This window comes from Paenibacillus sp. J22P165, from assembly GCF_059692015.1.
Window position 1 is genome coordinate 257,187 of sequence record NZ_JCAUAP010000001.1, and the last position, 14,359, is coordinate 271,545.

The window sequence follows — 14,359 nt, forward strand, 5'->3', positions numbered from 1 at the left end:
ATGGACAAAATTATTGTGAACTTCACACCAACAGGTATGATTCCCCGAAAAAACGATACACCTCATGTACCAATTTCACCTAAAGAAATCATTAGTGATGTAAAGGCCGCATGGGAGCTTGGGATTAGTATGGTTCACCTACATGCTAGAAATTGTGATGACCAAACACCAAGTTACCATAAGGAGCATTTTAGTGAAATCATTTCAGGCATACGTAGTTTTGCACCAGAACTTGTTATCTGTGTTTCTACATCAGGACGGGCTAGTAACACTTTCGAAACCAGATCAGACGTTTTGTCTCTTGATAGTGCTTTGAAACCGGATATGGCCAGCCTGACGCTCACTTCTTTAAATTTTAACAAAAGCGCCAGTATCAATGAGCCCTCAATGATTTTTTCTTTGGCTGAGCGGATGAGAAAAAAAGGAATAATGCCTGAGTTGGAGTTATTTGATTTGGGCATGGTTAACTATTTCAATTATTTAATCTCGAAAAAGATATTATCCCCCCCTTTTTATGCCAATCTATTATTGGGAAATATTGCAAGTGCACAAGGGGATTTGTTACATATTGGGTGTATGATTAAGGATTTCCCTCCAAACACGATTTTCTCTTTAGGAGGGGTTGGACAAGCCCAGTTGAAAGTGAATTCTTTAGCCATTGCAATGGGTTGGGGAGTACGTATCGGACTGGAAGATAACTACTGGTATGATGAAGATAGATCAAAATTAGCAACAAATAGAGACCTTTTAAATAGAGTTCACAATATTATTGCAGCAAATGAGAAAGTAGTTATGCCATCAAATGAATTACGCCGAAAGCTAAATTTGGAGCCAGGTTTCGGGCGATATGGCGTTGCTGGATCCAACCTAACAGAGGATCTAATATGAAAGACTTAAGAAGTATAAATGATTTAGCGATATTTAATGGAATTCCCTTTTTTGAGAACCCTTTGTTTGTAGGTCGTCCAAATATGGGGGAAAAAGAAATGCTTTTGCAGTATATAGATAAAATATATGAAAGTAAGCAACTTACGAATTTTGGTCCTCTTGTAAATGATTTTGAAAGAGAATTAGCAAGATATCTTGGTGTTAAGCATGCCATTTCGACATGTAACGGCACTGTTGGATTAGAAATTGCTATACGTGCACTGGAGCTAAAAGGTGAAGTTATTGTACCATCATTTACCTTTGTAGCTACAGCACATGCGTTGAAATGGCTTGACATAGAGCCTATATTTGTTGAGGTTGATGAAAATTCTCATAATATTGATCCAAGAAGTATCGAAAAAGCAATTACTTCTAAAACAACAGGTCTTTTAGGTGTGCATTTATGGGGAAGACCATGTGATGTGGATACTTTAGCACAAGTCGCCAATAGAAATAGTTTAAAGTTGTTCTTTGATGCTGCACATGCTATGGGTTCTAGTTATAATGGAGAAATGATAGGTAATTTTGGTGAATGCGAAGTGTTTAGCTTTCATGCAACGAAGTTTTTTAATACTTTTGAAGGCGGCGCGATTACAACTAATAATGACCAATTAGCAGAAACAATGAGAAGTATGAGTAATTTTGGTTTTAAAGGCTATGATAATGTAACGAATTTGGGTATTAATGGTAAAATGACGGAAATTTGTGCTGCTATGGGTCTCGTTAATTTGAAACATATGAATGAATATTTAAAAGTTAATAAAGACAATTATAATACGTATAAGCAAATGCTCTCCGAAATTCCAGGATTAGATATTGTGAAATATGATGAACATGAAAATAATAATTATCAATATATCGTAATTGAAATTGATGAGAATGTGTATGGTGTAAGCAGAGATAGACTACATGATATTTTACATAAGGAAAATGTGATCGCTAGAAGGTATTTTTTTCCTGGTTGTCACCATATACTACCTTACAAAAATCAAAAAAAAAATGATGATTATTTTTTTGATTTACAATGTACAAAAAGGTTAACAAGAAATGTCTTAGTATTACCTAACGGTAATCAAGTCTCTGAAGAAAGCGTTAAGGACATTTGTAATATAATAAATTTTATTAGTGAGAATCGAGAGCAGATTATCAATTAAGGAGCGTATATGTCGAAAGTTTCAGTTATATTAACATCATATAACCATGAAAAATATATCAGAAAGAGTATTGAAAGTGTTTTAAATCAAACATATACAGATTTTGAGTTGATTATAGTTGATGATTGCTCAACTGATAATTCTTTTAATATTATTGAAAGCTATCAAGATGAAAGAATCGTTGCTATAAGGAATAGTAAAAATATGAGGCAAGAAGGATTTTATAATGCAATTAAAAATGCTAAAGGCAAATATATTGCAATGCATCATTCGGATGATATTTGGGAGAAAGAGAAGTTAGAAAAACAAGTAGAGTTTTTAGATAAAAATGAGGATTATGCGGCTGTCTTTAGCTTGGTCGATGTTATTGATGAGAATGAAAACCCCTTTCTAAAAACTGATCATTTTTATTATCATATATATAATAAAAGTAATAGAACCAGGTTTGAGTGGTTAAATTACTTTTTTTATAATAATAATTGTTTATGCCATCCAAGTATCTTAATAAGAAGAGAATGTTATGAAGAGTGTGAGCTATTCGATTATGGTTACGTGCAACTTCCAGATTTTTTAAAATGGATAAAAGTATGTTTAAAATATGATATTCATATATGGCAAGAAAAGTTAGTTAAATTTAGAGTGTTTGATAATGAAGCAAATATGAGTGGAGCAAGACCAGAGGTGCAAATTAGGGGGAGGTTTGAATATTTTAATATTTTAAAACAATTTTTAAAAGTACAGACTCCTTCGGAGTTAATGAAGATATTCCCTCAAACTAGTAAGTACTTCATTAATAATGAAATGGTCATCGAATATGCATTTGCAATGGTTTGCCTAGAGCAAAGGACTTTTGAGTTTCACAAATTGTTTGGTTTAAGTTTGCTATTAGAACTAGTGAATAATGAAGAAAAAAAGTTGGAAATTAAGGGGCTTTATAATTTTACGTTCATGAACTTAATTGAAGAATCGGGAAAGTATGATATTTTTAAACGTTTGCCGGAGGATTTAAATTTAAGTACACATTTATATATAGAGTTCAATGATGGATTTACGGAACAAATAACCAAGTCAATATTTTCTAAAACAATGTTTTATGATTTTTCAGTGTTATTTAATATAAAAGATCTCAAAGAGGAAAAGTTTATTTATAAAGAAGTAATTTCACTACGCTTTGCCCCTGTTAATGGAAAAGCTTGCCGCTGTACAATATTAAAAATTGAAACGGATGGGGATTATCAAGGCATTAGATATAAAAATGCTACGGGGGAACAAGATGGTTATGACGAATTTCTAACGTTAGACCCTATTTATTTCTTAGAAGGAGATTTTAAAGAAGCAACATATATAAAAATAGATTTTAAGCTTAAAGATATTAAACAAAAAGAGTTGTTAAATTTATTTAACAGAAAAGCAATACAACAGAACAATGAAATAGAGCGAAAAACCATTGAAATTGAACAAAAAAATATTGAAATAGAACGTAAAAACAATGAAATAGAGCAATTCTTGAAATCTAAGTCTTGGAGAGTTACAAAGCTGTTTAGAGATTTTAATTATATGTTTAAAAGGATTAAATAGGCCCAGCCAAGTCAAACAATAAAAAACAGCAGGTAAGGACTTCTCAAAGTGATCCAAATGCAACTTAACTACATGAAGCCGTTACTGAAAAGAACATTGCACCCTTGACGATAGTCCATGAGAGGGTTAACATAGGGGGAATTCGACAAATTATGAGGGCGGTGCGTGAACATAGAAACGTCAACAAGACACCTAACGTTCCATAATTCAACTATTAATAAACAAGATCGCCATCAACTAAATCAACATAAAAGCTGTGTGTTATGGTATACAGGCTTGTCTGGTTCTGGGAAATCAACGTTGGCTAATGAAGTCGAGAAGCAGCTTTACGCAAGAGGAATTCGCACTTACATTCTAGATGGCGACAACATACGTCTTGGACTTAATAAGAATCTAAGTTTTAGTGAAGAGGATCGCAGAGAAAATATTCGCAGGATTGGAGAGGTATCCAAATTATTCGTAGATGCAGGGGTGCTAGTGCTTACCGCGTTTATTTCGCCTTATGAAGCAGAGAGGGCAATGGCAAGAACCATGTTTGATACGAATGAATTTATTGAGATTTATGTGAATTGTTCTTTGGAAATCTGCGAGCATCGAGATCCTAAAGGTCTATACAAAAAGGCCCGAAATGGAGAGATTAAAGATTTTACTGGAATTTCTGCACCATATGAGGCACCAAGATCGCCAGAACTGAATATAGAAACCGGAAAGTATTCGCTTGAGGAATCGGCTGGGCGTATTATCGAGTACTTGATTCAAAAACAAATACTCTAAGAAACACACTTTATTATGCTTCCCTCTCTTAAATTTTAATATATACGGTTTTGAGAGGCAACTAGGTAATAGGAAAGAGGGTCAATGTTTCACGTTTAATCCGTACAAAGGAGACAAACTTGCGGTTTGCTCTAGTCGATGTAATCATCTTAGCAAAAGTATGATACTTCCGATCTAGTTCATGGGTCTTTAGTTATCCAGAACAGTGCAGGAAAAAAGGCGCCAGGAGAAGCAAACCGCTTTTTGTAAGAAGGTTATCCTACATTTATCGCTATAAAATAATGTTGAAAAATGATGAAATCTCAATGTAGTTGAATTGGAGTTGAAGAATCTCGTTTCACTGTCGTATAAATGCCTCAGTTTTGCTTATGTCGCAAGTATCCAGAACTGAGGGTCAAGAAAAGATGAGTTCAGGCTAGACACAGACATGCATCTTCTAAGTGAATCGTTGGTTTATAAAATAAATTCCCTAAGATTAGCAGCTGCTAGTCTTATTTTTTAGGCGAAATTTAATATTCCCGTGCTATACTAGAGGTAATCAATTTAAAAATGAGGTCATCTCGTGGATTTATCTATTATCATCGTGAACTACAAAACGAAGCATCTAACACTAGCCTGTATTGAATCGGTTTTCTCGTCAATTACATCATACAAATACGAGATCATTCTTATTGATAACGCATCAAACGATGGAACGATACTGGCAGTCAATGAGCAGTTCCCACAAGTAGTCACTATCGCCAATTCAGACAATGTAGGCTTCTCTAGGGCCAACAACCAAGGCATTCGCATCGCCAAAGGTCGTTACGTGTTGCTCCTGAACTCTGATACAATTGTCCAACCAGATACATTCCAAACAATGCTGCAATTCATGGATGAGAATCCCACAGTAGGGGCCAGTGGCTGCAAAATCGTACTCCCTGATGGTTCACTCGACAAAGCCTGCAAACGTGGATTCCCAACTCCTTCAGCATCGTTCTACTATGCGTTTGGATTTGCCAAGCTATTTCCGAAAATCCACAGATTTAATCAATATCAGCTTGGTTTTTTAGATCCTGACCAACAATACCCCATCGACTCACTAGTTGGAGCTTTCATGCTCGTACGCCGCGAGGCAATTGACCAAGTTGGCATGCTAGATGAGGAATTTTTTATGTATGGTGAAGATATCGATTGGTGTTATAGAATCAAGGAAGCTGGTTGGGCAAACTATTATTACCCCAAGACACAAATTGTCCATCACAAAGGGGCAAGTAGTCGACGTAAGCCATATAAAATTATCTATGAGTTTCATCGGGCGATGATTTTGTTTCATAATAAGCACTATCGTAGCAAGTATTCATGGCTGACAAATGCGATGGTTTATGCAGGTGTAGGTGTGAAATTCAGTCTAGCACTAGCGAAAAATAAATTGCGTCCGGTGAGGTGATCCCGTTGATCCGTCAGAGTCAAGGATTCTTGACCCAACTATATGCTTTAGCTGATTTCATTTGCATTCAGCTTGTGTTTCTTTTATCGTGGTGGCTAAAATTTAAAAGCGGTTGGATCCCATACGGGTCTCCTCTGCCATTTAAACACTATGTCATGTGGAGTATAACTTACGCAGTTATCGCGATATTCATTAGTTATTTAGTGAATTTCTATACCCCGAAGCGGAGAAAAAGGTTCTCTTTCGAGGTTTTGAAAATCATTCAAGTATATGCTTTCAGCTTACTCATGCTGCTAAGTGTTTTGTTTATTTTAAAAGAAGTCGACGTCTCTCGTTCTTATCTATTGCTATTTTTGGTGAATAACATTCTTTTCATTAGTTTTTATCGTTATATGATCAAAATCTCGCTCAAACGCGCCCGTCAAAAGGGATACAACAAGCAATTTATTCTTATCCTAGGCGCTGGCTCGCTTGGTCGACAGTTTTATACAAAGTTGAGACAGCATCCTGAACTAGGCTATGAAGTGGTTGGTTTCCTTGACGATTACCAAGAGAAGCATGAGATGCCTTACCAGAATTACAAACCAATTCTAGGCAAGATTGACGAGCTGGAATCCATCCTGAACGATCGCATCGTGGATGAGGTTATTATCGCGCTTCCTTTGGATGCCCATCCGAAGTTCGGCAGTATTATTAATGTTTGTGAAAAAATTGGCGTCAAAACGCTGATTATCCCAGACTTTTATGACTTCTTGCCATCGCGGCCATATTTTGATAATTTTGCGGATATGCCATTAATTAACGTGCGTGATATTCCATTAGACGAGTTTCGAAACCGATTGTTCAAACGAATTTTCGACATCGTATTCGCATCTGCTGCGATCTTGGTAACATCCCCCGTCATGCTCTCGGCTGCAATTGCCATCAAACTGAGCTCCGACGGTCCTATCATTTTCAAACAAGAACGTGTGGGTCTGAACCGTAGAAACTTTATGATGTACAAGTTCCGAAGCATGAAGGTGCTCGGCGACATCGTTTCGAATACGGAGTGGACGGTGGAGAATGACCCGCGGCGAACGAAGGTCGGCACATTCTTACGTAAAACAAGTCTCGACGAGCTGCCGCAATTCTTCAATGTGTTGTTTGGCCATATGAGTGTTGTGGGCCCGAGGCCGGAGCGTCCTTATTTTGTGGAACAATTTAAGGAAGAAATACCGAAATATATGGTCAAACATCATATAAGGCCTGGGATTACGGGATGGGCACAGAGCAACGGCTTACGCGGTGATACATCCATTGAGGAACGGATTAAGCATGATATTTTTTACATCGAAAATTGGACTTTTTTATTTGATATTAAAATTATTTGGAGAACGATTGTGAAAGGTTTTATTAATAAAAACGCTTATTGATAAAAAAATTCTAATCACCCGCATGATTCGCCAACATTTTCCCCATACTATTGCATATACTGAGTAGGCGGGGAGGTTTTACTATGATCGATCATGAAGACGCTTATCAGGATGATCATTTGTCGATCGGCAAAGGTTTGATTGTCGGTGTGGTCTTCGGTTCCCTGATATGGGCAGGTATAATTGCGGGTATCGTGTATATATGGTAGTTGTATCACATAGGAAGAGGCTGCTGGGGCTGTGAAGCCCTTGGTGGCCTTTTTACGTTCTAACAGACGCACCTGTTCACCGATCTCTAAACCATTGCCTGAGGCTTTCTACGGCTCTCTTGCATATGTTAGAAACAGAGGTGAGAGAAAGTATGAAGATTACGTCGACAACATTAGCGGGATTAGTGATCGTTGAACCTGAGGTCCATGCGGACCATCGGGGCTTTTTTATGGAAAGTTATCATGCTGGGAAACTGGCAGAGCAGGGGATACTGATAGATTTTGTTCAAGACAATCATTCACTCTCCGAAGAAATTGGCGTACTGCGTGGATTGCATTACCAGCTGAACCCACATGCGCAGACGAAGCTAGTCAGAGTCATATCTGGTTCGATCTACGATGTGGCGGTTGATATTCGTCCAAGTTCTCCTACATTTGGTCAATGGGTGGGTGTTAGGCTCAGTGCCGCTAATAAGCGGCAGTTGTTAGTTCCTCAAGGCTTTGCACATGGTTTCTGTACACTAGAGCCAAAGACGCAGGTGCTGTATAAGGTGGATGCGTATTATTCGCCGCAGCATGATCGCGGAATTTTGTGGAGTGATCCAGCAATCGGCATAACGTGGCCTGCGAGCGCCCCTATTTTATCAGCAAAAGATGAAAAGCACCCTTTGTTAAAGGATGCGGAGTTAATATTATTAGGAGATAGAATCTGATATTTGCGAGAGACGTAATTTTGTTGCGTCTTTGAGTCGTGTCACTAGAGGTTTCTCAGCAAGTCGATAGGTCAAATAACAAAGAGGAACGGTCATCGCCACAATGATTAGGTCTGTAAAAAAGAAGCCCATGTAGTCAATGATATGAGTCGCTACACTCAGCTTCATTAAGACTGAAATAAATAATAGATGAGTTAGCAAAATGGTGTATGAAGCATTTCCAAGTTTACTCAAGCTCTTTACCCAATAAGGCAACTGGAGTTTTTCTGGAACGGAAGAAGCTCCCAAAAGGACTAAGGCAGATGGAATGATGTAAAGCAGATAATTGTGATATGGAATAAGCAAATGCTTGTTATTTATCCATATCAGCATAAAGCAAAGCGCTCCAATTACGATCAATCGTTTGTAGTGTTTAAATCTATAACTTTCAGCCCATTTGGCCAATAAACAGCCTGATATAAATTCTAAGTTAACTTCACTAAAGAGAAAGCTTAGGTAGAAATGCCGGTCAATATCAGCACTAATTATTGGAACATGTAGTACATGACAAAGTGTAATTGTAATCCAGATAGAAAGTAAGAAGTAGGCCGGCTTTTTCCCAAGTGCCATAAGAAGGCTGAACACCAAGTAAAATAATACGAAATAACTTAACGACCAAGCGACTGGCAATACAGGACCATGTGTTTGGGGGACCAGTAGCAATGATTTGATAATCGTATCTTTATGTGTCTCAAATCCATAACCAAAGCTCGGAACGAGAAAATAGACAGGCAGCACAATGAGTGTAATTAGCCAGTAAAAGGGATAAATACGTATAAGACGATTAGTTAAGTAGGGAAGCACAACTGCTTTAGTTCCAATTTTATGACCATACGTATGATACAGTAGAAAACCAGTAAGTAAGAAAAATAAATCTACACCTCCTGAACGTCCTAAAGTGCCGATCCCTAGAAAGTCGAATTGAAAGTACTTGAGTGACATGGCTGAAACATGAAAAAGCATCACAAAGAAGGCTGCAGTTCCTCGGGATGCCTGAAGCATAATTCTTTGATTCTGAATCAAAAGTAATTCCTCCGGTTCATGAATAGGGGATACAACTAAATATCATGCCGGAAGACTGTGAATTTAATATGCATACAACCTGAAAGGTAACTGAATTATTAATAATTCTTTGTTACAAATGCTTTTTTCGGCCAAGCCGGAAGCTTGGCTGCATAATCGAACAAGTCCCCTCATATGCATGTACTATGTTGATGTTAATCATGAGTGAGGGGATGATCGAATGCGCCGGGTCACATGGGTTGTAGCAGTGGTAATGTGCGTAGCATTGGTTCTCGCAGGATGCGGGATGGGTAAAAAGGATGCAGGATCTATCGTAAAGGACTTGGATCATGTGATGGGCAAGTCGAGCAGCTATCAAGCATCAGGAAGCATGATTCTAAACACAGGGCAGCAGCCACAAGAGTATGCAGTCGAAGTAGCGTTCTCGCCGGAGCATTTCTACCGGATTTCACTGACGAATGCCACGAAGGATGTTACTCAAATTGTTTTGCGTAATGAAGAAGGTGTGTTCGTCTTAACGCCGCATTTGAAGAAGAGCTTCCGCTTCCAAAGTGATTGGCCGGAGAATCAAGGCCAGGTGTATCTGTTCCAATCTTTAGCGAAAAGTATTATTGCGGATAAGGATCGCCAATTTACGACGGACAAGGACTCCTACGTGTTCGATGTTGCCGCAAATTACCAGAATGAACAGCTTTCTCGCCAGAAGATCTGGCTGAATAAGAAAACTCTCGCACCTGCGCAAGTTCAAGTGTCAGATGCCAATCAGAATGTATTGGTGCAAGTGAATTTCACGCACTTTGAGTTCGATACGGATTTCGATAAGGATTACTTCCAAATGGAGCGCAATATGACCAGCTGGAACTTGCAGCAAACGATGCCTACGTCAGCTGACGTTGCGGTGACTGATGCGGATCACCCTGCGGCAACTGGGGGCAAATCGGTAACGGACAAAAATCTGTCCGCAACAGGCGGTCAATCCGATCAATCCAAAGCTACGGGCACTACGACGAAACCAGATGCGACGAAAACGGCACCAGCAACGGCCAAAGCACAAAGCATTGGTATTGTTGAGCCATACTACTTGCCAAAAGATGTTGTGAAACAAGACATCACTGATATGAAACTAGGTGAGGATGCCGCGGTGCTTTTACGATACAAAGGCAAATATAGCTTCAATTTGATTGAAGTAAGACCGCAAGCTAAATCGGTTTCACTGCCTCCAGGCGACATTGTTGACCTCGGGTTCACGGTAGGGGTACTTACAGGCAATGGCTCGAAGGATGAGCCGAGAACGCTGACTTGGACGAATGATGGTGTTGAGTTCCGTATGTTCACAGGCGACATGCCAGTTAATGAAATGATTCAAGTTGCGATGGCAACGGATGGACAGTCCGGAAAATAGTCTCGATTTTGTGTAAAAATGAGAAGGCTCTGCACCCAAGGTGCAGGGTTTTTTCACCCTTTTAGGCATCATTTTCACATTAATTTTAAAAGAAGATTTATCCAATCCCCACGAACGGGCGTTTTTTTGGTATAATGCAACTTTGGAGCGAATAGATAATTGGAGTGTTTAAGATGAGTACAATTGATAATTTAACAATGGAAGAGCAGATGCTGTTCTGGGAAAATGAGACGATTGCCTTCGCGAAGCATTTAACGGATGAAGGTAAATTGAAAACAGAAACTACCGAAAAGCATGTAGATCGCATACGTTTTGTGACGACGGAGTATATGGTTCGTTATGACATCAGTTATGAGGATCTGCAAGGTGAAACGATTGTTGATTTCTTAGGTCGCTTTGCGATCAGTCATGTCTTGAATAGTACAGAGTCGGATATTACAGCTTATTTGACTGCATTGAAAAAATGGGTGCAATATCTGGGGCTTACATCCAAAATTTCGAAGGAACAAATCACGTCACTGAATGAGGTATGTAAGCAAAAAACGTACTTCTTAGATCGTTTTGATCAATATATGAAAGCAGATAGTGATTACGCATTGGAGCGTTGGCTGAACTCGAATGACATTGGGGCACACCTATCCCCTGTCAAGGCAGCTTCTAAGAAAAAGCTGAACCCACTTGTGGTTGACGAGAAACTGTATCAGCTTTGGATGGATGGGCGGACACCTGTCCCGCAAATCGTTCAGGAATTTAAAGCGTTCTTGGAGGCTGTGGAGGTTGGAAAGAACGTCAAGTTGTCTGCAGCGCGCAAGCATTTGCCGCGGAAGTTCTGGAGTGAGTTCGATGAGGGGCAGAATCTGCAGCTTTTCCGTAAGCCAACGTTGAATCAAGACCAAGAGCCGGTGTATCAATTCTTTTTCTATGTAGCGTTAGTGCTGGGAATGACAGAAGAAGGAACACAGCTTACAGTGAATGCGAAGCAATTGGCGAACTACTTGGCACTTTCGGAGCAGGAGCAGGCAGTCCTCTTATTAAACACACTTTGGAACAAGTTAGCATGGGGGATTCTGGAGGAACTCAACGAAGGTGGACGTCCCGAAGATATTCAGGCATGGAGAAGAGCCATTGCGAGTGTGCTAGCAAGCTGGACAGTTGGTGTTGAGTACAATGTGAAAAAAGAATGGGATAAACATCGCCAATCCGGGATCCTGCTGGATACAGGTGTTGATGTATTCTTACATGCAGTAGTAACCATATTAGTGCGTTTTGGGTTGCTTCAAGCACAATTCTTACCAGATTCAGAAATGAAGTATGCGAATGAGAGAAAACCAGTCACGATGACTGTACAAGAATCAGGTAACCGAGTATTCCGTTATTTTGTGAATGAAGCGGCTTATATATTGAAAAGTGCCCCAGTTTCTGCTTCTGAGCAAAGCAAAATTGGACGTAATGATCCTTGTCCATGCGGCAGCGGCAAAAAATATAAAAAGTGCTGCTTGTAAGATTATTACGAGAGTTAACAGTATTTTGAAATCGGGCGTAACATAAATTTACTTGGAAGTGGATAGAAGAGGTGAACGCTGGTGGATGCTTTTTATCGGCCCACGTGGGTAGAAATATCGTTAGATGCACTGCGAAGCAACATTGAACATTTTCAGAAGGTACTGCCTGCAGGTATGAAGCAGATGGCAGTCGTTAAAGCGGATGCTTACGGACACGGGGCTGTAGAAGTATCCAAAGAGGTTCTCGCCGCAGGTGTGGATTATCTAGGAGTTGCCTTCTTTGATGAAGCGTTGGAGCTCCGAAATGCAGGCATTACTGCGCCCATTCTTGTACTCGGCTACACGCCGCCAGAGGGGATTAATCGCGCTCGGGAACTCGATGTGACGATTGCGGTATACAGTCGTGACGTATTGGAAGCACTGCGTGAGCAAGGTCATAAGCAAGAAAACGCAACGCAGAAAAAGCTGAAAATCCATATCAAATTGGATACAGGCATGGGTCGACTCGGTTTGCACACGGAAGCGGATGCAATTCCTTTTATAGAGGAAGCATTATTGCTGCCTAATGTGGATGTAGAGGGACTGTTTACACATTATGCGAATGCTGATGAAATCGATAAAAACTACACGTTACAGCAATACGATCGATTCGAGCGGATTGTGAGCTATTTTACGGATAAAGGGGAGACGTTCCCTTATATTCACGCGGGAAATAGCGCGGCAGCCATTGATTTACCAGGCTTAACCTATTCGATGGTACGCCTCGGAATCTCGATGTATGGTCTTTATCCTTCTAGAGAAGTGGATCAATCGAAGATTGAGCTTAAACCGGTGCTGAGTCTCAAAACAGGGATTGTTCATCTCAAAACGCTGCCTGCAGGTTCGGGTGTCAGTTATGGAACGATTTATCACACCAAGGGTGAAGAACGAATTGGGACACTGCCGATCGGTTACGCAGACGGGTACTCGCGCATGCTGTCCACAAAAGCCGAAGTGCTGGTTCGTGGCAACAGAGTGCCGATCGTCGGCCGGATCTGCATGGATCAATGTATGATCAATGTAACTGATGTGCTTGATGTAGCTGCATTAGATGAGGTTGTCCTTATCGGAGAGCAGGGCGAAGAACGAATTACCGCAGAAGATGTGGCTGATCAACTAGGGACGATCAACTATGAAATCATCTGTATGATTTCACATCGTGTTGCACGTGTCTACGTTCGAAATGGCGAACGAGTTGAAGCTCTTAATCCTCTTATGCGTCACCGTTACTAGAAAAGTGACCATACTTCATGAATTTACCATGTAAATTTTGCAGCTATTGGAGAGGATTTTCAGAATAGGGTATAGAATACTATGTATTAACAATCTTATATCTTATGGTGTAACATATTTGATATACCGGAGGCATATATTCTATTGTATAATTTGGTTTTTGGAATGACATACTGGTAATATTGTCTTTGTATCGTTTCTGGGGGTGCGAGAGTGTGAGCAATGCGCATAATACGAAAAGGATCATGATTAGCTTGCCTGACAATCTGTTGCAAGAAGTGGACGGAATTGTTGAGAAGGAAAACTCCAATCGGAGTGAATTCATTCGTCAGGCAATGAAGCTGTATTTAATTGAACGCAAAAAGCGCAGTCTACGCGAATCCATGCAGCGTGGGTATATGGAAATGGCGAAAATAAATCTCAGCATGGCATCTGAAGCTTTTCAAGCGGAGGAAGAAGCGGACGGAACGCTTGATCGCTTAGTAAGCGGGGTGTAAGACGTGATTGTGAAACGTGGCGATGTATTTTTCGCAGATCTTTCGCCGGTCGTAGGATCGGAGCAGGGAGGAGTCCGTCCTGTTCTAGTGATCCAAAATGATATCGGCAACCGCTTTAGCCCCACTGTGATTGTTGCAGCGATTACAGCTCAAATCCAAAAGGCAAAGCTTCCCACGCATGTGGAAATCGATGCGGAGACGCACGGTTTCGATCGAGATTCGGTCATTCTGCTTGAGCAAATCAGAACAATCGACAAGCAAAGACTGACGGACAAAATTACGCATTTGGATGAAGAAACGATGCGAAAGGTTGACGACGCTTTGCAAATTAGTGTGGGACTGATAGAATTTTGAATAAGGTCTGGAACGGACGAGGGCGATAGTACCCTCGTTTTTTGGTTTGTACATACATATACATACGATCAATA

At 40.0% G+C, this 14,359-nt stretch carries 14 protein-coding genes; 13 read left to right on the forward strand and 1 reads right to left on the reverse strand.

What is annotated here, in order from left to right; translation table 11 throughout:
- The 8 genes from AC58QM_RS01120 (at position 1) to rfbC (ending at position 8,196) form a co-directional block, all read left to right on the forward strand.
- On the forward strand, positions 1 to 888 hold the full coding sequence (locus AC58QM_RS01120) for a beta-keto acid cleavage family enzyme (protein ID WP_497280655.1): 888 nt from the start codon (positions 1 to 3) through the stop codon (positions 886 to 888).
- Positions 885 to 2,081 (forward strand): DegT/DnrJ/EryC1/StrS family aminotransferase, encoded by a 1,197-nt coding sequence (locus AC58QM_RS01125; RefSeq protein ID WP_497280656.1) that lies wholly within the window; start codon positions 885 to 887, stop codon positions 2,079 to 2,081. Before AC58QM_RS01120 ends, AC58QM_RS01125 begins: the two co-directional genes overlap by 4 nt.
- A gap of 9 nt (positions 2,082 to 2,090) precedes the next feature.
- Positions 2,091 to 3,659, forward strand: coding sequence for a glycosyltransferase family 2 protein (locus AC58QM_RS01130; RefSeq protein ID WP_497280657.1), 1,569 nt, complete (start codon positions 2,091 to 2,093; stop codon positions 3,657 to 3,659).
- Positions 3,660 to 3,824: 165 nt separating this feature from the next.
- Positions 3,825 to 4,433 carry an adenylyl-sulfate kinase gene (gene cysC, locus AC58QM_RS01135; protein WP_497280659.1) on the forward strand — a complete coding sequence of 203 codons (609 nt, stop codon included), beginning with the start codon at positions 3,825 to 3,827 and terminating at the stop codon, positions 4,431 to 4,433.
- A gap of 562 nt (positions 4,434 to 4,995) precedes the next feature.
- Positions 4,996 to 5,862 (forward strand): glycosyltransferase family 2 protein, encoded by an 867-nt coding sequence (locus AC58QM_RS01140; RefSeq protein ID WP_497280661.1) that lies wholly within the window; start codon positions 4,996 to 4,998, stop codon positions 5,860 to 5,862.
- Between the two features lie 5 nt (positions 5,863 to 5,867).
- Positions 5,868 to 7,274: an undecaprenyl-phosphate glucose phosphotransferase gene (locus AC58QM_RS01145; protein WP_497280663.1), complete on the forward strand. Its 1,407-nt coding sequence runs from the start codon at positions 5,868 to 5,870 to the stop codon at positions 7,272 to 7,274.
- A gap of 83 nt (positions 7,275 to 7,357) precedes the next feature.
- The gene (locus AC58QM_RS01150) at positions 7,358 to 7,483 is read left to right on the forward strand and encodes a hypothetical protein (RefSeq protein ID WP_310499762.1); all 126 of its coding nucleotides are present in this window, start codon (positions 7,358 to 7,360) and stop codon (positions 7,481 to 7,483) included.
- A 152-nt stretch (positions 7,484 to 7,635) separates the two neighbouring features.
- Complete coding sequence (gene rfbC / locus AC58QM_RS01155; protein ID WP_497280665.1) at positions 7,636 to 8,196, forward strand: dTDP-4-dehydrorhamnose 3,5-epimerase; 561 nt, start codon at positions 7,636 to 7,638, stop codon at positions 8,194 to 8,196.
- On the opposite strand, the gene AC58QM_RS01160 is transcribed toward rfbC, so the two are convergent.
- The gene (locus AC58QM_RS01160) at positions 8,179 to 9,258 is read right to left on the reverse strand and encodes an acyltransferase family protein (protein ID WP_497280667.1); all 1,080 of its coding nucleotides are present in this window, start codon (positions 9,256 to 9,258) and stop codon (positions 8,179 to 8,181) included. The genes rfbC and AC58QM_RS01160 overlap by 18 nt on opposite strands.
- 220 nt (positions 9,259 to 9,478) lie before the next feature.
- On the opposite strand from AC58QM_RS01160, the gene AC58QM_RS01165 reads away from it, so the two are divergent.
- The 5 genes from AC58QM_RS01165 (at position 9,479) to AC58QM_RS01185 (ending at position 14,285) form a co-directional block, all read left to right on the forward strand.
- Entirely contained in the window at positions 9,479 to 10,660 is a 1,182-nt protein-coding gene (locus tag AC58QM_RS01165; protein ID WP_497280669.1) for a LolA family protein, read from the forward strand.
- A 173-nt stretch (positions 10,661 to 10,833) separates the two neighbouring features.
- Positions 10,834 to 12,162: a YecA family protein gene (locus tag AC58QM_RS01170; protein ID WP_497280671.1), complete on the forward strand. Its 1,329-nt coding sequence runs from the start codon at positions 10,834 to 10,836 to the stop codon at positions 12,160 to 12,162.
- An 81-nt stretch (positions 12,163 to 12,243) separates the two neighbouring features.
- Entirely contained in the window at positions 12,244 to 13,434 is a 1,191-nt protein-coding gene (alr, locus tag AC58QM_RS01175) for an alanine racemase (RefSeq protein ID WP_497280673.1), read from the forward strand.
- Positions 13,435 to 13,649: 215 nt separating this feature from the next.
- Positions 13,650 to 13,931: a CopG family ribbon-helix-helix protein gene (locus AC58QM_RS01180; protein WP_028553892.1), complete on the forward strand. Its 282-nt coding sequence runs from the start codon at positions 13,650 to 13,652 to the stop codon at positions 13,929 to 13,931.
- 3 nt (positions 13,932 to 13,934) lie between these two features.
- Complete coding sequence (locus tag AC58QM_RS01185; protein WP_028553893.1) at positions 13,935 to 14,285, forward strand: type II toxin-antitoxin system PemK/MazF family toxin; 351 nt, start codon at positions 13,935 to 13,937, stop codon at positions 14,283 to 14,285.
- Positions 14,286 to 14,359 lie beyond the last annotated feature (74 nt).